Annotated in this window: 17 protein-coding genes, 2 tRNA genes and 1 pseudogene; 3 read left to right on the forward strand and 17 right to left on the reverse strand. The window is 40.3% G+C overall.

The annotated features are described in order from the left end of the window. Window position 1: 1 nt before the first annotated feature. From G6Q00_RS06150 to rplU, 3 genes are read right to left on the reverse strand one after another with little or no spacing between them, the layout of a single operon-like run. Window positions 2–1,570, reverse strand: a complete 1,569-nt coding sequence (locus G6Q00_RS06150; protein WP_163532437.1) for an ABC transporter substrate-binding protein — start codon at window positions 1,568–1,570, stop codon at window positions 2–4. Continuing rightward, the gene (gene rpmA, locus G6Q00_RS06155; protein ID WP_163532438.1) at window positions 1,567–1,842 is read right to left on the reverse strand and encodes a 50S ribosomal protein L27; all 276 of its coding nucleotides are present in this window, start codon (window positions 1,840–1,842) and stop codon (window positions 1,567–1,569) included. Before rpmA ends, G6Q00_RS06150 begins: the two co-directional genes overlap by 4 nt. 9 nt (window positions 1,843–1,851) lie before the next feature. Next, window positions 1,852–2,166 carry a 50S ribosomal protein L21 gene (gene rplU / locus G6Q00_RS06160; RefSeq protein WP_163532439.1) on the reverse strand — a complete coding sequence of 105 codons (315 nt, stop codon included), beginning with the start codon at window positions 2,164–2,166 and terminating at the stop codon, window positions 1,852–1,854. 120 nt (window positions 2,167–2,286) lie between these two features. On the opposite strand from rplU, the gene flgL reads away from it, so the two are divergent. Next, the gene (gene flgL, locus G6Q00_RS06165; RefSeq protein WP_163532440.1) at window positions 2,287–4,818 is read left to right on the forward strand and encodes a flagellar hook-associated protein FlgL; all 2,532 of its coding nucleotides are present in this window, start codon (window positions 2,287–2,289) and stop codon (window positions 4,816–4,818) included. Here flgL and G6Q00_RS06170 read toward each other — a convergent pair. The 11 genes from G6Q00_RS06170 to G6Q00_RS06220 all read right to left on the reverse strand — a co-directional run bounded on the left by G6Q00_RS06170 (window position 4,805) and on the right by G6Q00_RS06220 (window position 14,324). Then, window positions 4,805–6,925, reverse strand: a complete 2,121-nt coding sequence (locus G6Q00_RS06170; protein WP_163532441.1) for an alkaline phosphatase family protein — start codon at window positions 6,923–6,925, stop codon at window positions 4,805–4,807. The two genes, flgL and G6Q00_RS06170, sit on opposite strands and share 14 nt — an antisense overlap. A 3-nt stretch (window positions 6,926–6,928) precedes the next feature. Continuing rightward, window positions 6,929–7,732, reverse strand: coding sequence for an HpaA family protein (locus tag G6Q00_RS06175; protein WP_163532454.1), 804 nt, complete (start codon window positions 7,730–7,732; stop codon window positions 6,929–6,931). Between the two features lie 17 nt (window positions 7,733–7,749). Next, window positions 7,750–8,223: a cyclic pyranopterin monophosphate synthase MoaC gene (gene moaC, locus G6Q00_RS06180; protein WP_163532442.1), complete on the reverse strand. Its 474-nt coding sequence runs from the start codon at window positions 8,221–8,223 to the stop codon at window positions 7,750–7,752. Next, window positions 8,223–8,753 carry a molybdopterin adenylyltransferase gene (gene mog, locus G6Q00_RS06185; RefSeq protein WP_163532443.1) on the reverse strand — a complete coding sequence of 177 codons (531 nt, stop codon included), beginning with the start codon at window positions 8,751–8,753 and terminating at the stop codon, window positions 8,223–8,225. Before mog ends, moaC begins: the two co-directional genes overlap by 1 nt. Next, the gene (locus G6Q00_RS06190) at window positions 8,750–9,190 is read right to left on the reverse strand and encodes a molybdopterin synthase catalytic subunit (protein WP_163532444.1); all 441 of its coding nucleotides are present in this window, start codon (window positions 9,188–9,190) and stop codon (window positions 8,750–8,752) included. Before G6Q00_RS06190 ends, mog begins: the two co-directional genes overlap by 4 nt. Beyond that, window positions 9,191–9,412 (reverse strand): MoaD/ThiS family protein, encoded by a 222-nt coding sequence (locus tag G6Q00_RS06195; RefSeq protein WP_163499618.1) that lies wholly within the window; start codon window positions 9,410–9,412, stop codon window positions 9,191–9,193. Window positions 9,413–9,422: 10 nt separating this feature from the next. Beyond that, window positions 9,423–10,616, reverse strand: coding sequence for a molybdopterin molybdotransferase MoeA (locus G6Q00_RS06200; RefSeq protein ID WP_163532445.1), 1,194 nt, complete (start codon window positions 10,614–10,616; stop codon window positions 9,423–9,425). Between the two features lie 7 nt (window positions 10,617–10,623). Next, window positions 10,624–11,208: a GTP cyclohydrolase II gene (gene ribA / locus G6Q00_RS06205; RefSeq protein ID WP_163532446.1), complete on the reverse strand. Its 585-nt coding sequence runs from the start codon at window positions 11,206–11,208 to the stop codon at window positions 10,624–10,626. Window positions 11,209–11,242: 34 nt separating this feature from the next. After that, window positions 11,243–11,926: a DUF3943 domain-containing protein gene (locus G6Q00_RS06210; RefSeq protein WP_240329569.1), complete on the reverse strand. Its 684-nt coding sequence runs from the start codon at window positions 11,924–11,926 to the stop codon at window positions 11,243–11,245. An 18-nt stretch (window positions 11,927–11,944) separates the two neighbouring features. Continuing rightward, entirely contained in the window at window positions 11,945–13,273 is a 1,329-nt protein-coding gene (locus G6Q00_RS06215; protein ID WP_163532447.1) for a TIGR00366 family protein, read from the reverse strand. A 76-nt stretch (window positions 13,274–13,349) separates the two neighbouring features. Beyond that, the gene (locus G6Q00_RS06220) at window positions 13,350–14,324 is read right to left on the reverse strand and encodes an alginate lyase family protein (protein ID WP_163532448.1); all 975 of its coding nucleotides are present in this window, start codon (window positions 14,322–14,324) and stop codon (window positions 13,350–13,352) included. A gap of 117 nt (window positions 14,325–14,441) precedes the next feature. Here G6Q00_RS06220 and G6Q00_RS06225 point away from each other — a divergent pair. Next, window positions 14,442–14,518 (forward strand) — tRNA-Ile (locus G6Q00_RS06225). A 2-nt stretch (window positions 14,519–14,520) separates the two neighbouring features. Then, window positions 14,521–14,596: transfer RNA gene (locus tag G6Q00_RS06230), tRNA-Ala, on the forward strand. A gap of 218 nt (window positions 14,597–14,814) precedes the next feature. On the opposite strand, the gene G6Q00_RS08605 is transcribed toward G6Q00_RS06230, so the two are convergent. The 3 genes and pseudogenes from G6Q00_RS08605 to G6Q00_RS06240 all read right to left on the reverse strand — a co-directional run. After that, window positions 14,815–15,411 carry an HNH endonuclease family protein gene (locus tag G6Q00_RS08605; RefSeq protein WP_240331022.1) on the reverse strand — a complete coding sequence of 199 codons (597 nt, stop codon included), beginning with the start codon at window positions 15,409–15,411 and terminating at the stop codon, window positions 14,815–14,817. Window positions 15,412–15,489: 78 nt separating this feature from the next. Beyond that, window positions 15,490–16,569, reverse strand: a complete 1,080-nt coding sequence (locus G6Q00_RS08610) for a DUF262 domain-containing protein (protein WP_240331023.1) — start codon at window positions 16,567–16,569, stop codon at window positions 15,490–15,492. Between the two features lie 296 nt (window positions 16,570–16,865). Further along, window positions 16,866–17,128, reverse strand: a pseudogene (locus tag G6Q00_RS06240) (adenine-specific methyltransferase EcoRI family protein); the annotation flags it as partial.

The following is a 17,128-nucleotide window of genomic DNA, read 5'->3' on the forward strand; positions in this document are numbered from 1 at the left end:
ATTATTTCCCAAAATACACATAAGCAAAGCGGTTGTTTTGCACCCCTTCTACATGGTAGCCTAAAACATTAGAAAGTCTTGCCACCACATTATAAGGGTAGGCAAGGGGTACCCAAGGGGCATCGTTGTGGAAAATCTCTTGGGCTTTTTCATATAAAGCCGCGCGCTTGGCTTGATCAGAAAGGTGTTTAGCTTCAGTAACTAACTTGGAGTAAGTTTCACTCTTATAAAAACAGCTGTTGCGGGTAGGAATTTCAGAGGCTGCCTCTTTGCTCCATAAGATATAAAGAAAATTATCTGGATCGGGAGTGTCTGCCATCCAGCCACTAAAGGCCATTAAATGCTCTCCCATTGCTATCTTTTTTAAATAAGTCCCCCACTCAAAAAATTCAATTTTAACTTGGATACCAATTTTAGCTAGCTGGGATTGTACAAATTCAGCGGCTTTTTTATTGTATTTAGAGGCTGTAAAAAGCGTCGTGCTAAACCCGTTTGGATAACCCGCTTTTGTGAGCAATTCTCTAGCTTTTTTAAGATCGTAGCCATAGGGTTTGATCTTTGTGTTATAGCTCCACATTTCAGGGGGGATAGGATTAATCGCCACTTTAGCGTAATTTTCATACACGATTTTAATGTAATCTTTGGTGTTAATTGCATGGTTGATAGCCAAACGCACCAGACGGTTATCAAAGGGCTTTTTTTGCATGTTTAAGCTCATCCAAGTTACAAAGAGGGCGGGTTTTTTATCTACAGAGACATTGGGCAGACTCTCTAAACGGGGGATTTCATTACGATGGGGCATGTTAATTAAAGACACTTCGCCTCTTTGCAAAGCTAAGGCACGCACAGAAGGATTAGCAATTACGCGCAACACCACGCGATCTAAATGCGCGGGTGTGCCCCAATATTCTTTATTTTTGAGTAAAACAATTTTATCATCTCTAAACCAAGTAGCTAGCTTAAAAGGTCCCGTGCCTATAGGTTTGCGGGTAAGCGCGTCCTCTTTATGCAGGCTTTTTAAATGGGCGGCATAATCAGCGCTAAGTATGCTTAAAAAATCCATGCCCAAATCTGCTAAAAAAGGCGCTTCGGGGTGTTTAAGAGTAAAGCGAATTGTATATTTATCAGGCGCTTCTATTTTATCAATGATAGAAGACATGCCCATACTTGCCCAGTAGCCATAAGACTTACCCCCCTTGTAATAGGGGATAGTACCCATTTGGCGCTCAAAGGAAAAGATCACATCTTTAGCGCTTAATTCTACTTTTTGATTCCAGTATTTAGTGGTGTGGAAATAAACCCCCTTGCGCAGATGAAAAGTATAAACAAGCCCGTCTTTAGAAATCTCCCAGCTACTAGCTAAAGATGGTTCGATCTCCGTACTACCATATTTAAAGCGTACCAGAGTTTCATAGATATTAGCAGTGGCGGCATAACTCTCGCCATCTACTACTAAAGCCGGATCCATTCCTGAGCTATCCGCCCCCCTAGCATAAATTAAAGTCCCGCCTTCTACCCCAAAAAGAAACGATACAGCTAGAAACAAACAGGGAAGAAGGCGCGTTTTCAAGGCGTAAAAACCTCTTTAACTTCAGGAAGTACAGAAACTTTTTTACGGTATTTGTCTTTGTGTTGGAAGTGCACGATGCCATCAACTAAAGCAAAAAGAGTGTGATCTTTACCCATGCCCACATTTTTACCCGGGTGTACCTTAGTGCCTCTTTGGCGTACTAAAATATTGCCGGCGCGTACAAATTCTGAGCCAAATTTTTTAACCCCTAAACGGCGGCCTGCAGAGTCGCGGTTATTCTGGGTACTGCCCTGACCTTTCTTGTGTGCCATTTTGATCCTTTATGCAAAAATTTTAGTGATTTTAAGTCGGGTGAAGTCTCTGCGAAAACCGCGTTTGGTTTTGCTATCCTTGCGGCGGCGTTTTTTAAAGATCACCACCTTTTTACCCCGCCCCTCATTAATCACTTCTGCCTCAATGTGTGCCCCCTCTATAAAAGGTGCGCCATAAACCATACCCCCCTCTTTACACACAGCCAAAACTTCCTCTAGCTTAATCTCTGTTTTAGATTCTAGACTCATTTTATCTAGCAAAACAATATCGCCCTCTTGTACTTTATACTGCTTGCCTCCATTCTTAAAAACTGCATAAACCATAAACCCACCTAAAAATTTGAGATGAAAAAGGGCATTTTAACATAGTAAACCTAAAAGTTAGCCCTAATGTAGTGGTATACATCTTGCATGTAATCTTAGTAGATTTTTTAAGGGGGTTTAATGCGCATTACTGATAGTAACCGCTATAACCAGATTAATTATTACCAAAACGCGCTCCAAAATAAACTCAACACGGCAAATAATAAGATCGCCTCGGGGTTAAAATCGGAGTATGGTTATCAAAATAGCCAAGTGAATAACCAAAATCTTAAATATGGCTTTGAAACCAACACCCTTGATCAAGCCCATGATGTTGCCAAAAGTGCTTACACCTCAACGCTTAACACCGATAAAGCTTTAGGTGAGCTCTCTAGCACAATGGAGCAATTTAAAGTTAAGCTTATCCAAGCAGCTAGTGATGTACACTCCACCACCTCCAGACAAGCCATTGCCCTAGATTTAGAAAAACTTAAAAATCATATGATCAATGTGGCTAATACCTCCATTGGGGGGGAATATCTCTTTGGAGGTAGCAAGGTCGATCGCCCTCCCTTTGATGCAGCGGGCAATTATTATGGCAATAATGAAAACCTTAACGCTTTAGTCGGCTCGCATAATCTTGTTCCTTACAATATCAGTGGGGCTAATCTCTTTTTAGGCAAAGATGCAGATAAACAAAAAAGCATTATCACTAATATTAAAAAATTTAACCAAAGCAAGCTACACCCCGATGTGATGGATTCTTTTAATAAAACCCAAAACCCCCAAGAAGTCTACATTACCGCTCAGGATACTTTGCGCGATCTAATCGGCGATGATGATAACAACCCAAGCAATGACAAACCCGAGTATTTCTATTTGCAAGGGGTACGCCCCGATGGATCGGCTTTCAAGGCCAAATTTTCTTTGGATAAGGCTTATTCTAATAAAGATAGCGCTACCAAAGTCCAAGACTTACTCGATCAAATCGGGCGGGCTTATGGCAACACTTCTATGAATAAAGTAGTTGATGTCTCTTTAAATGCTTGGGGAGAAATACAGATTCGCGATCTCACTCCGGGAAATGCCACCCTAGATTTTCACATGCTCTCTAGTGAGCAAAATGTAGATAACTTAGATGATTTGCGTAAAAGTAATGCCCGCGTTAGTAAATACGTTAAAAGTGCCTTTGTTACAGATAGAGGACTCTCTGAAATTCAAGGCGTACCAAATCTTTATGATCACCGCATGCTTGATTTTAAAAGCGCTTTTATCACGCAAGATAATATCCCCGCTACCCGTAACACCCCCTTAAGTGCGATCCTAGACCCCTCTGCTGTGGTTTTAAAAATAGAGGGGACACGGCCTAATAAAGAAGATGGCAGTGTGGATAATACCCCGCTAGAACCTTTCTTTTTGCCGGTTAAGGGATCAAGTATGCAGGATTTAATGGATGGAATCAAATCTCATTTTGGCGGAAAATTAGATGTAGAACTCTCCAATGATGGGCATTTACGCCTTATTGATCGCAATGTGCATAATAAAACCCATGATAGCCAAACCCCCCCCTTTGATGGGCAAAGAGGCCTAAGCATGAAAATTACAAGTCTAGATGATAAAGGCCTACCCACAAAAGCCCTACCCACAGATTATGCTAGCGCTTATCAAAAAACCTATTTTGCCAAACAAGGCGCGCTTTTATACAGCAATGTTTCTCAAATTGTGCCAAAGAGTATGGATTATGCCACAGGTTCTACCACCCTTGCCTCTGTAATGGGCGCTAACATCTCTGATCAAACTTATATAATGCAGATACAAGATAATAATGGCATTCCTCTTATGGCTAAATTACACCTAAGCCCACAGGGAGCGTTTTTAGAATTGCCTAATAAAGAAGGGGGGCCAGCCTATCAAATTGCGCTTTATGATCGCACCCAAAAAACCCCTACCTTGACTAAGCCCAATGATTTTACCTACCGCCAATTAATGGATGCCATTAGTCTAGCTCTTAATTATAGTAACGCTAATCCACAAGAATACACACAAGCACAAAGCAACACCCCCTCACAGGAGAGCAAACAAGCCTTTCTTTCTCTTTTAAAACAAGCCGATGAAAGGGTAGATGTTAAGTTTAATGATAGAGGACAAATTAATATCCATGATAAAATCCACGCCACTACCCCCATGCAATTTATGTTTTTTGATTCAAAGGCCAATGACTTTAGCCCTGAAAGCCTTAAAAAAGACACCCCAAATATCCGCCTTAATGCTAATAACGCCCTCACCATAGATACCCCCCATATCCACTTTTTCAAACAATTAGATAGCGTGATTGAAGCGGTGAGTCAGGGCATTGATCGCCCCGATGCTTTGCCCGGTTATGGCAAAGAAATACGCAATATTGGCATGCAAAATGGAATTGCATTAGTTGATCATTTAAGCGATCACATTGAAAAGATCATCGCATCTAATGGGGCTCATAGCCGCAGTTTTTCTAATGTAATGCGCCGCAATGAAGTACTTAAAACCCAAGTAGACTCGATTCGTGCAGATACAGTGGGTACAGATGTAGCACAGACTTATAATAAATTTGCCCAGTTACGCAACAACTACAACGCCTCTTTGGCCTCTGCTAGCAAGATTAACCAAATGAGTTTAACTAATTACCTTTAATATCTTGCAAAATAGGGCCTTTGAATAAAAAGTACCAACTTAGGCCATTGGCAATTTTATCTTTTTCCATGAGATTTTTAGCCCGTCTTAGATCCACTGGCAAGGGCGATTTTTTAACGCGCTGGTTGTTTGAAAGATAAAACAAAGGCCTGCCCTCTTGGTAGACAAAATCAAGCCCGGGGCTTATTGAAGGTGCGGCAATGGATTCAAAACCTAGCGCAAAATTAGAATCAGAGTTACAATTTAAAGAAGTGGGATTATTGCTAAAAAGAGGTTTACCAAAGCTCACATAAGAGTAGCCCTTAGGTGCGACAAGTTCCATAATAGTAGGCGCGATGTCTATATGCGAGCCAATGCAAGCGATCTCTTTGGGGGTGAGGTTTGGGGCATAAAGAATGAGGGGTACGCTTTTTGTCCAGTAAATATTATCTTTAGCGTATTCAAAACTGCGATCAAAGTGATCGCCGGTGATAATAAAAAGCGAATTGGGGAATTTAGCGCTAGCTTTTTTAATAAAGAGTCCAAGGATTTTATCATACCAATAGACATGGCCTAAAAAATTGGCATCAGGCATGTTAGTTTGTTTAGGGAATTTTTTAACAAAATGCTCAATTTGAAACACAGGTACCATAAAAGCTTTAAGGTTGACATTACGAGTAGGGTGGTTACTTAAGGTCATCACCATACTAAAGGTTTTTTGATTAACCGGGGTTTTCTCTAAGATGTAATCAAAGAGGATATTATCATGTACACCCCAGTTGCTCTCAATTGGCTCAGGATAGGCTTTAGAATCATAAGGCTTGCCTTTATTAGGATCGTCTCTAACATATTCAAGTAGCGGGGTGTTAAAAATCAGCTTGTCAAAGCCTTGTGTTTTAGTAAAACTATCTAGGCGATTCCAAATCCCACTACCTCCATAGTAAAACACATTATGAAAACCTAGCGCTTTCATTTGATTACCAATAGCAGTAGGCAAAGGGGGGATTTTCACACCCATTCTAACAAAATTTGTATCATTGATGTTAAAAAGCCCGGTGATTTGTACATCTAAACTTTTCACCGTACGCCTGCCATTTTCTAAAAAGAGCGGTAAAATAAAGCCATGTTTGCCATCTTGGAGTTTTTTTAAACTACTAACTAAATCAATGGCATCAAATTGGGGATCAAAATGCCAGCTAGAAAGCGATTCAGAAACAATATAAAAAACATGGGTGATGCTAGGTTTTAAGGGGTTTTGGCTGGTGTGTTTGAGAAGTTGGCGCAAATCTAGGGGAAATTTTGTGTCTTTGGGTAAATGGAAATAATCAATACTTGCCTGTAAAAGGGTTTTAGAGGTGAAATCAGAGAAGTGAATGGATTGGCTTTTTCTATAATCGCGAAAAACTAAATAGAGGTTGCGAAAGGCCCCGGGGGTGATTTTGCGTAAAAAAGGATTTTCTACGGGTTTGATGTGTAAATCAAGGGAGATGGCTGTGAGGGCTAGGCGGGCGTTGATGCCATAAAGAATCCAAAGAGAAAAGCCTAAAAAAACAGAGGTTAAAGTGGGCTTGATAGGCATGTCTTGCAGGATTTTAAAGAAAATACTAGCCCCTCTCATGGTTTTTAAATAAAGATAGTAGCAAAGAGCGCTACATAAAAGCCAGATACAAATTTTGCTGCCTATGCTGTACTCCCCGCTAATAGCCATGCTCCAAAGAACTTGAAAGGTTTGGTTGAAAGCATCTAATAAATTAGCGTCAAAAGTATCTCCATAAATGCCATAAAAGGTAATATTAGCCACTTGTAAAAACAAAGAGAGAGTGATAGCAAAGAGCGCATAGAGGTTTGGGGTGGATTTAGATCGCAAAAGTTGTAAGATCAAAAAGATCAAAGAAAAGGCGGCCACCACGCGGTTATCGTATTTAAAACCATCTAAAAAGACCTGTTTTACTTGATCCCAGGGGATTTTACCCACCAAAGCGTCTTTATAAACCCCCATGTACAGAAAAAACCCTAAACGCATGCCTACAAATAGCAAACTTAAAAAGAGACTAAAAAAAAGAGAGTTTAGCAAGAGGCGTAAAAACCTCTGACCTAAAGAGAGTTTAGAGGAAAAAGGAGAAAACACGAACTAATACTTGTGTTGTGCCTTTAAATCTGCAATGTCTCTAGCATAGGAGCGGATTTTTTCCCGGGTTATTTTAGTGTCAATTTCTTGCATAACCTCTGCAAAAATCTTATTAAGAGATGTTTTTACCGCATCATTAGAGTCGTCTTTGCCCTTATATAAAGAACCTAAAAGCCCTCCTGTATGCTCAGATCTGCTAGAGCGGATAAAGGGCTGTCTGATGTCTAATTCACTCAAATCTATCATAAATGAATCAATAGCCTCCCCGCTACTTGGTTCAATAAACACAACTTTAATATAGCCCATAGAGAGGAGAACACCCTTTGTAACATCCATGCCAGTAGAAAAAATCAACCCCGGACTAGATTTTTTCTGTTCGGTGTTTTTAGGATCGGGTCGCAAAACAATTTCCCCGCTTAACTCCAACCCTAAATAGCTTTCTTTTTTCTGAGCAAAGGAGAGATCATCTTTATCGCTCACATCTAAGATAGAAGTTTTATAACCCCGATTATTAAGTATCGCTTGGATTTTGAGCATGATTTGTTTTTTAAACTGGTTTGCATACTCTTTAGCAATGTTATCGCTATAGCGCAATGTGGGTTTGAGTAAAATGATCTCTTGATTAGTGGCTCTAGCTTGGGGGGATTTAGATTGATAGGCCAAGCGCAAGGGGACATTATTAGTTGTGATAATATTTGGCCCACAGCCTGCAAAAAGAGTGATAATAGCCATTCCTATTAGCCATGTTTTAAGTTGCACGATTCTCCTTTTATTTGAATACACCTGAAAACTCTTAGCATACTTGATCTTAAATTAGAAAGCTTTTAAGATCGCAAATACGATCCGCTCTTGCCTCCCTCTTTGCTTAAAAGCTTGATAGAACCTATTTCCATGCTTTTATCTAGGGCTTTAGCCATGTCATAAATGGTTAAAAGCCCGATAGAAACCCCTACTAAAGCCTCCATTTCTACCCCCGTTTGCCCTTTGTATTTGACCTCTACCTCTAATACAAAAGCACATTCTCTTTCACACTCTATAACCCTCACCTCTACATTGCTAAGATTAAGGGGGTGGCAAAGAGGAATGAGATGGCTGGTTTGCTTAGCTCCCATGATCGCTGCAATGATAGCGGTTTGTAAAACAGGGCCCTTAGCGATGTTTTTTTGCACAATGGCCTCATAAGCCTGTGCTTGCATGCTAATTTTCCCGCTAGCTATGGCTTTGCGCTCTGTAATTTGCTTACCCCCCACATCTACCATAGTGGGGTGGTTGTGTGGATCTAAATGGCTAAGGGGCATCACTTCTTAGGGCGGAAAACTTGGATATTTTGCGTGTTAGCCTCTAAAAAGGGGCCACCGATTAAATCAATGCAGTAAGGAATAGCCGGAAAAACTGCCTCTAAACATTCGCGGATACTCTTTGGTTTTCCGGGTAAATTAAGAATGAGGCTAGAGCCTCTAATCCCTGCGCTTTGTCTGGATAAAATAGCTGTGGGGACATATTTTAAACTAGTAGTGCGCATAAGCTCTCCAAATCCGGGTAACATCTTAGAACAAATAGCCTCTGTAGCCTCAGGGGTTACATCGCGCAGAGCCGGACCCGTGCCCCCCGTTGTTACAATGAGCGCACAATTTGCCACATCGCTTAATTCTATCAAGGTTTGCTCTAATAAATCTTGTTCATCTGGTAGAAGGCGGTAGACAAACTCTAGCGGGTTTAAAAGATATTCGCTTAAAACTTGCTCAATGGCTTTCCCGCTCTCATCTGCATACAACCCAGCAGAAGCCCTATCGCTAGCCACCACCACCCCGATTTTTATAGAAGTCATGCTAAAAGCCCACTGCCTTTAAGCGGGTGGCTTCTTTGCCCGGCATAAATGCGCTCCTTGCCTATGAGATCGTATTTCCAAATGGGGGCGTTGTGTTTGAAATCCTCTATAAAATCTGCATAAAGCTCTAAGGCATTTTTGCGATGCGGACTAATCAAACCGGCCATATAAGAACTTTGCCCTATGAGTACATCTCCGCTAGAGTGTGCCATGCATAGCTGCACGCCTAAAGAGCTAGCCTTTTTCTCCCATGCTTTAAACCAGTTAGCTAACAGGGGCGGATAAATATCAAAGCTTAAACCTTTAAAATTTTCCCCCTCAGCGCGTACCACTCCCGTAAAAACACATAGCGCCCCGCAGTTTTGCTTAGAACACAAAGACTGCCAGCTTTTATAAAGCGCTTCTGTATTTAAAGCCCCTGTTATAATTTCTAACATTTAGCCCCCACAAACAGGTGGGAGAAACACCACTTCATCGCCTGCTTTTAAGGGGGTGTGGATATCCTCTATAAGCTCTCCATTGATAGCAACCGCGCTCACAGAAAGCCAAGAGTGCAGATTTTGTTTTTCGTGTAAAATCTGTCTTAAACCCTCTAAATTACTTGCTTCTACTTCAAACGATTCTTCTTTAATTGGGCCTAAAAATTTCACATAAACCATGTTAACTCCTTTAAAAGATATGGTGCAATAAGAGGGGTACAACCTCGCCTTGCTTGTATAAGCGACCCCCTTCTTCTAAAACCAAAAGCGCGCTTTCACTCTCATGCAAGTGGGAGCGTTTGGGTATGCTAGCGTAATAGACCCCCTCTTTTAAACGCACATGGCAGGTTTTAAATTCCATGCGTAACTCCTTTTTCTCTAAATCCTGCTCTAAAATGGCCTGCACAAAGGGGGGAGTGTAGGGCTTTTCAAAGAAATGTGCCCAGATTGCATGCCCAAAGAGATAGAAAGTTAGGGCTACTGCGGGGGGATTGCCCGGTAGGGCCAAAAGAGGCTTATGTGTGCCGTCTTTGGCATAAATACCATAAGCCACAGGTTTACCCGGTTTGATCCTTGCATATTTAAAGGCTATTTCGCTGATATTAGCGATGGCATGTTGGGTGTGATCTAAATCGCCCTTACTCATTCCTCCGGTGGTTATGACCATGTCACAATCTCTAAAGGCGTTGCAAATAGCCTGCTCTATACTCTCTTGATTATCTGGTAATAGCGCATAAAGTACCCCCTCCCCTCCCATTTTCTCTACCATAGCCTTAACCATGTGGTTATTCACACTGCGTACCCCCTCACCCGATGCCCCCACCTCTATAATTTCCTCCCCCCCGCTTAAAATCCCCACTCTAGGCTTTTTATACGCCTCTATAAAAACTCGGTTGATGTCTGCAAGCAAGCCTAAAGCATAAGGATTAATCACAGAGCCCTTTTTAAGCAGAAGTTCTCCTTTTTGCTGGTGAAAACCTACAGGTCTAATCCAATCATAAAACCCGCTTTGCTCTTTTAGAAAAACCCGATCGCCCTTAACTTCTACTTCCTCCACAATCACTAAAGAATCGCTATTAAAGGGCATTTTAGCCCCTGTGAAAGTTTTGATTGTGTAGTTAGGTTGTAGCGTTAAAGGGGGCTCTAAATTAGCCGGGTTAATGGCTTGTAAGATCAAACCTTGACTTTGTAGGGTGGAGAAATCTGCTTTTCTGAAAGCATAGCCGTCCATGCTAGATGTAGGGTGATTAGGGTTGTTTGTGGGGGCGTAAATATCTGTGGCTAAGACTCGCCCTAAAGCTTCTGAGAAAAAGACTTTTTCAGTGCCCAGTGGGCTTAAAAAAGCCGTTTGGATTGCCTCAAGTGCTTCGGCAAAACTTAGCATACACACCTCATAGCAAATGCCCCATTTTATTTTTCTTGGTTTGTAAATACTGGTGGTTGTAGCAATTGCTTTCTACTAAAATACTACATCTTTGTACTTGTACAAAAGCCCCAATAGCTTCTACTTTTTTAGGGTTATTGGTGAGTAGTTGGATCTTGTGGATGCCATAGTACTGCAAAATGTCTTGCACAATGCCATAATCGCGCTCATCATCTTTAAAGCCAATAGCCTCGTTAGCCTCTATGGTGTCATAGCCTTGATCTTGCAAAGCGTAGGCATTGATTTTATTAAATAGACCAATGCCCCGCCCTTCTTGGCGTAGATAAATGATCATGCCCCCTTGTTTGCCACTTTTGGCAATGCGCTCCATAGCCATTTTAAGCTCGCCCCCGCAATCACATTTTTGTGAAGAGAACACATCACCGGTTAAACATTCTGAATGTACGCGTACAAGAGGCATTTCAGAAAGTGTGGGTGTGAAGAGTACTAAATGATCAACAGCAGATCCATTTTTATTTTCTCTAAAAGACTGGATACAAAACTTCCCAAAAGGTGTTGGAAGCTTAGCTTGACTAGAAACTTGAAGATGCATAGACACCTCGCTTATATAAAAATAGGGACTTATTTTAGCATTCTGCGGTGGTATTATGGTAAACAGCAGGGGCGTTTTTATTATAGATTCCACAGGCCTTTGCCAAGCCAAAATTGCGAATCACAAACCCGATAAAATCCATTGCAAATAGGGCTAGCCCTGTTAAAAATTTTGTGATTAAATATTTTCTTTCTTGATTTTGTAGGCGCTTGCTGGTGTGGTAGAAAATTTCTCCAACTAGTGGACCTAGTGTTGGCGTGCAGATGAGGTCTTGAATACTAGGGATTTCAACAAAAGCCTCTAGGCCAAATTCCCAAAAAAAGGTAGAGACTAAAAAAGTAAAGAAAACTCCAGTTGGGAAGCGATAGCCGGCTGTGCGCGCTTGCATGTAATAAATGCCCCCAAAATAAGGGTGCATAACCCAATTAAAGATAAAGAGATCGTCATCAAAATGGGGCCCCAGACTGACATTTTCAAGCCAACTTAAAAAGCCAAATTTTTCCTTAGTCCAGTGGGTAACACTCTCTGGCATTAAATACATTCCTATAATGCCTAGCACAAAAGCAACCCCCAAAAGCCCCACACTTAAAGCCAGATAACGCAAACGGCTACTAGGCACAAAAAAATGAATGTCTTGATCCATTAGATAACAGGGCGGTAACACAAATAACTTAGCGCTCGCATAAAATCCTCCATTGCAAAAAGGCAATTCTTGCACAAAAAAACTTAAGTCAAGCTATGTTAAAAAGTACAAACTGCCCATGCTAACAAGCCCTGCATACACAAATCCCACCAATAAATACCCGATAATGCTACGGACATCTAAACCAGCCAATCCTAAAAGAGGCAGAGCAAAGAAGGGTTGAATCATATTTGTCCATGCATCTCCCCAAGCAATGGCCATGCTAGTAACAGCCGGATTTACCCCCAAAGCCACCCCACTAGGGATTAAAATAGGGCCTTGTACCGCAAATTGCCCGCCCCCACTGGGGATAAAAATATTAAGTAACCCTGCGCTTAAATAACTTAAGAGGGCAAAGTTTTCTTTAGAAGCAAAGTGGGCTAAAGAGTTAGCTAAAGTGCTAGCAAAACTCACACCTGCGCCATTTTTCACGCCCATAATCCCGATAATGCCTGCATAAAGCGGGAAGAGTAAAACAATACCGGTTGTGGCTTTAAGATCTTGCTCCATGGTTTTAAAATAGCGCTGCGGGCTAGCATGGGCTAATAATCCTAGAAATAAAAAGAGCAAGATTAGGGTATTAAGATTAAGAGAAAAGCCCTTGTTAATAAAGCTGATGATCAGATAAATTACACCTAAAAAGCCTAAAAATAAACCCAAAAGAGGGCTATCATCTAGGCGATCTGCAAAAGAAGTAGGCAGAGACAAAGAGGGGGGTTGCTCTTTAAGAAGGTTTGGATCAATAGTAGTGGGGTTTTTAGGATGCATGGACATATTAATTAAAGGCAAGCCTATAAGTAAGAGAATTACCATTGTTAAATTGAAAGGCGCAAAAAGGGTATGGCTAAGAGGAATGGGAGCATGGAGAATTCCTGCGCTTAATTTTTCTAAGTCTCCGTCATTTGTGGCTAGTTTAAGAGGAATGCTCCCTGATAGCCCTCCATGCCAAATTAAAAAGCCTGAGTAAGCACTAGCCACTAGTAGGGGATAATCTACGCCTCTAACCTGCCGGGCTAAAGCCTTAGACAAAATTGCCCCCACAATTAGCCCAAACCCCCAACTCAAATAACAGCATAAAAGCGAAATAAAAGTAATGCTCCAAATGGCCATTTTAGGGGTTTTAATGCCAGAGATAAGAAAGTTAAGGCCCTTTTTAATCCAAGGAGATTGGGCTAAAGCAATACCGGTTGCTAGTAATAAAAGCATTTGCATAGAAAATTTAAGCAGCAAAAACAAACTCTCTCCCCATTTATCTAGCAATAATGCAAGACTTAGCCCCGTACTCAAAAAGGCCCCTAAAATCGCAATAGCGGTTAAAAGAATGGCAAAAATAAAAGGAGAGGGGAAGTAGTTTTGTAGCGCCATAACCAGCCATTTAACCATTAAAATCCCTTTGAACAATTCATCTACATAACCGGTAGCTTTAAACCCTAAGCGCTCTTTTAAGCTTTTATTTTACTCAAGGCGCTCTAAGTTTAAGTCTAAAACCATCGGCGTGTAAATCCCCTTGCTTTAAAAGTGTGTTAGCGCTAGGGCTATTGTAATGTCTGGCTAAAATAATGAAATAGGCGTTGTTATGAACACCCACTAAATTAGGTTGGAAATAGGGGAAGGTTTGGGGGTTTAGTATCCATGTTGCTATTTTATTGTAAGCAATGGCTAATCTATGGCCCGCCTGACTTTGCCATAAATCTATCCCATTTTCAAAGAGTAATTCAGCCGCAACACTAATAGGGAGCAGAGCAAAATTACTATAGGCAATGCCCTTAATACCCTTTGTGGGTCCGCCATGGTAGTTGTTTGTATCGCTCCTAGTAATTGCATTTTCAATCACTCCATTATTATCTATGGCTGTTAACACCCACTCTTGCCACCTGCGCGCACTTCTTTGTAAGAGTGTATGATCGCCTAATGTAAGTGCAGAACTCACATCAAATAAAATTCCCCATGCGCCATGGTTAGTGTTCAAATTAGATTGTGAATAATTTAACATCTCTCTTACAAACTCTTCATACTGGGGGCTAGGCAATTCTTTTTTGATAAACAAATAGGCCATGTTCATATAGGGCATGTAAAAGTTAATGTTATCTTGGCCTTGTAGTGTATCTGCACTTTTAAGTTCTTGAGCCCAGCTTTGCAAAAACTCCCTAGCTTTTAAACCATATTCTTTATTTTGAGTTACCAAAAAGCCAAGCGCTAAATCATAAGAAAGCGTGGCTGATTTTTTAAATTCTTTAGTACATTTATCCGGCTCTCTAACTCCGGTTGCTGTGTAATGAGACTTGGCTTTTAAATGCGCACAAGGGTGTGGATTTTCTGTAAGTTTTGAGGCTAAGTTGAGTTTTTGGGCTAAATTTGTCGCTTTAAAATCTTTAAAAAATCCCGGTTGTGCGTGGATATAGCCTAGTAATAGAAGTAAAATAAGTTTTCTCACTAACTGCCTTTCGTGCTTTTCAAGTGAAAATCACTGGGGTTATGTTACTTGATTCAAATTTAAAAAGCAAACTTTTAGAAATAACAAAGTAGAATTCTAGCTTTTATGGGCTTATACGGGCTTATAGCTCAGATGGTTAGAGCGCACCCCTGATAAGGGTGAGGTCAGAGGTTCAAGTCCTCTTAAGCCCACCATTGGGGGATTAGCTCAGTTGGGAGAGCGCCTGCTTTGCACGCAGGAGGCCAGCGGTTCGAACCCGCTATCCTCCACCAAATCCAAAGCTTATTGTTGGTATTTTTCTTACCAAAATTAGAGATTTTATTAGAAGTGACTCAAAGTTGTCCAAAGAATAATCAATAAATTTTAAAAAAACGCGCCAACTAGAAAAACTGGCGTAATATAAATCTTAAAAAAATTTAATACACACCACCTCAAAACACACACACAACCCCATATACACGCTAATTTATGCTGTTGTAAGGTTTAATACTTAAACAGCATACTCTTTGAAAAACGCATACAAACGCTTATAGATTTCCTCCGTACGCGCCTTAATATCCTCTAATTTCCAATCGCTTTTGGAGAGTTTGGCTAAATTCTTGGCTTCTAAGAATTTAGACTTTGCGTACTCTTTCTTTTTAGTGTCAAAATACCCATTACTAGCTTTGATATTAAGCTTTTTTTCTAAAAAGATTTTATTACCAATGGATTCGACTAGGGTATTTACTTCTTTCTCAGCTTTTTTATTATCATCAAAATAATTTGATTTCCACTGCTTAGGGAAAATGTGCTCGATTTCTGGCTTAGAACACACGCCTACTGGCTGTGCTGGGTATTTTAAATACATATGAAGAGTTAAGAGGGTTTTTGTGAGTTTTTTGCTTGTTTGTGCGGCTTCAAAATAGGCGCGGAAAGTGCCCTTATTCTTTTTAGTGTATTTTATACCCTCTAAAATTTCTTGGCTTCTCGCTTGGAAATTTATCTCACCGGTTTTATATAAAGAAGTGTAGGCATTATAGATTACATCTCTAATTTTTGCTGTATCTTTGCTGATAGTATAGACTAAAAAATGCGCACATACACGCATTAAAAACGCTTCAAGTCCCTTAAAATAATCCTTGCCCTCTTTTAGGCAATAGGTGTAATAAACAACATCTAAACATTGCTAATAGTTATTTTCTAAAGTCCGTAGGACATCATAAAATTGCCGCGAGCGGAGTGAAGTTTTAGAGGCGCCCTTTTTGTGATCCAAAACTTCTATATATTCCTGTATCGTTTTAATCTCTTTCATAATCAAGCCATTTTCTAAAAGATCGCGGTGTTTTTCATTAAAAAAAGAGCGTAGACTTACTTCACGGCTTTTATCATCTTCGCGAGCACGCACTACATGCATATAAAGTCTAAAAAGATGATCTAAATTACTTTTTTCCTCCTTGCTTTTTTTCTCTAAATCTTTCCATTGCTGGGCAAGAGTATCCATTTCTTGTTCTTGATGAGAAAAAATCACGCCTTTAAAGATATCCGCATCGCTTAAGGGAAGTCCGCGTGCATTGAGTGTATTAAAGACTCGCAAGGCGTAGTCTAGGCGTTTTTCTTCATTTTGTCTTCCACACTCAACCAATAACACGATGCAAGAGTGCAACACACATCTACACCATTCTTTAAAAGTTGTTGTCTCACTTTTAGCATATTCGTCTAATTGTGTACAAAAATAGCTGTAATTTTTCTCATAATTTGAATTACCTTGTATTTTATCTTGCTCTAACACTCCTTCTAAAATGTTCTGCAAAATCTTACATTTGGTATCGACAGCAGCTTCACTTGTTAAGTGGGTTTTTGTATAATCTGGCTGACCTTCAAGGTCGTCGACATTCCATAAACAAGAAGCGATATCGCTTAGTAATTTTTGTATCTTCCCGTTATTTTCGCGTGTGAGTTTGGCATGTATGGCTTTAAGCAAGAGCATTAAAGTTGTAGTGCGCTGTTGCCCATCTACAACATACTTTCTAATGTAGCCTGTATTTTTATCCTCAACAGGATAAACAACAATCGAACCTAAAAAGTAGGGATTTTGATCGGAGTATTTACCTTCGCCAAAAAATTCCGCGATATCCTTCCACAACTGTTCGCATTGCTCTGATTCCCATTCATAAGTTCTTTGATATTCAGGAATTACAAACTTATTTTTAGACAAATAGTCCAAGATATTTATTTGGATGGTTTGCATATCCAGCCTATAACTCATAGCAATCCTTTGTTGACAGAATGGAAAGGCTGATTGTAACAGGTGTTAATAAGATATGTAGTTTATGGATAGCCTGTATCCAACAAAAACAAGATTTTTGTCAATCAATAGTGTTTTTAAATTCTTTTATTACCCACATTCTGTATAAAAATAAGACTCTCTCCTACCACCGCCCTTTACTCTGCGCCCTAGCCTCGTTTTACTTTTGAGTGTGCCTGCTATATAGGTGTTGTTTGTTATTTGCACTCACAGATCAACCGCGCTAGATAAAAGAAGCTTTATCAAGAATACAGGCTTTATTCCTTACAGAGTAAAACTCTTTTAAATTTTCTCTTGCCCTCAATGTAGGGGGTATATTCCTTTGCAACGGCGACTTTAAACCCACACTCCAGCACACCATTTAAAATGGGATTAGTTGACACTGCAAAAGGTAAATCGTAGTCGTTTGGGATATAGCTATTATCCACGAGTAAGATGCCGCTATCATCAAATCTTTTATACACATCGGGGATCTCCTCAAGGGGGACAAACTTTAGTCTAGCAACATTGGATCTATTTT

It is taken from the genome of Helicobacter suis, assembly GCF_902196125.1.
In the GTDB taxonomy this organism is placed as follows: domain Bacteria; phylum Campylobacterota; class Campylobacteria; order Campylobacterales; family Helicobacteraceae; genus Helicobacter; species Helicobacter suis_B.

Excerpts from the sequence above, each read along its gene's own strand:
- rpmA (WP_163532438.1), bottom strand. The coding sequence starts at position 1,842 with ATGGCACACAAGAAAGGTCAGGGCAGTACCCAGAATAACCGCGACTCT.
- rplU (WP_163532439.1), bottom strand. The coding sequence starts at position 2,166 with ATGGTTTATGCAGTTTTTAAGAATGGAGGCAAGCAGTATAAAGTACAA.
- flgL (WP_163532440.1), top strand. The coding sequence starts at position 2,287 with ATGCGCATTACTGATAGTAACCGCTATAACCAGATTAATTATTACCAA.
- moaC (WP_163532442.1), bottom strand. The coding sequence starts at position 8,223 with ATGCCCCTTAGCCATTTAGATCCACACAACCACCCCACTATGGTAGAT.
- mog (WP_163532443.1), bottom strand. The coding sequence starts at position 8,753 with ATGACTTCTATAAAAATCGGGGTGGTGGTGGCTAGCGATAGGGCTTCT.
- G6Q00_RS06190 (WP_163532444.1), bottom strand. The coding sequence starts at position 9,190 with ATGTTAGAAATTATAACAGGGGCTTTAAATACAGAAGCGCTTTATAAA.
- G6Q00_RS06195 (WP_163499618.1), bottom strand. The coding sequence starts at position 9,412 with ATGGTTTATGTGAAATTTTTAGGCCCAATTAAAGAAGAATCGTTTGAA.
- G6Q00_RS06200 (WP_163532445.1), bottom strand. The coding sequence starts at position 10,616 with ATGCTAAGTTTTGCCGAAGCACTTGAGGCAATCCAAACGGCTTTTTTA.
- ribA (WP_163532446.1), bottom strand. The coding sequence starts at position 11,208 with ATGCATCTTCAAGTTTCTAGTCAAGCTAAGCTTCCAACACCTTTTGGG.
- G6Q00_RS06215 (WP_163532447.1), bottom strand. The coding sequence starts at position 13,273 with ATGGTTAAATGGCTGGTTATGGCGCTACAAAACTACTTCCCCTCTCCT.
- G6Q00_RS08605 (WP_240331022.1), bottom strand. The coding sequence starts at position 15,411 with ATGCGTGTATGTGCGCATTTTTTAGTCTATACTATCAGCAAAGATACA.
- G6Q00_RS08610 (WP_240331023.1), bottom strand. The coding sequence starts at position 16,569 with ATGAGTTATAGGCTGGATATGCAAACCATCCAAATAAATATCTTGGAC.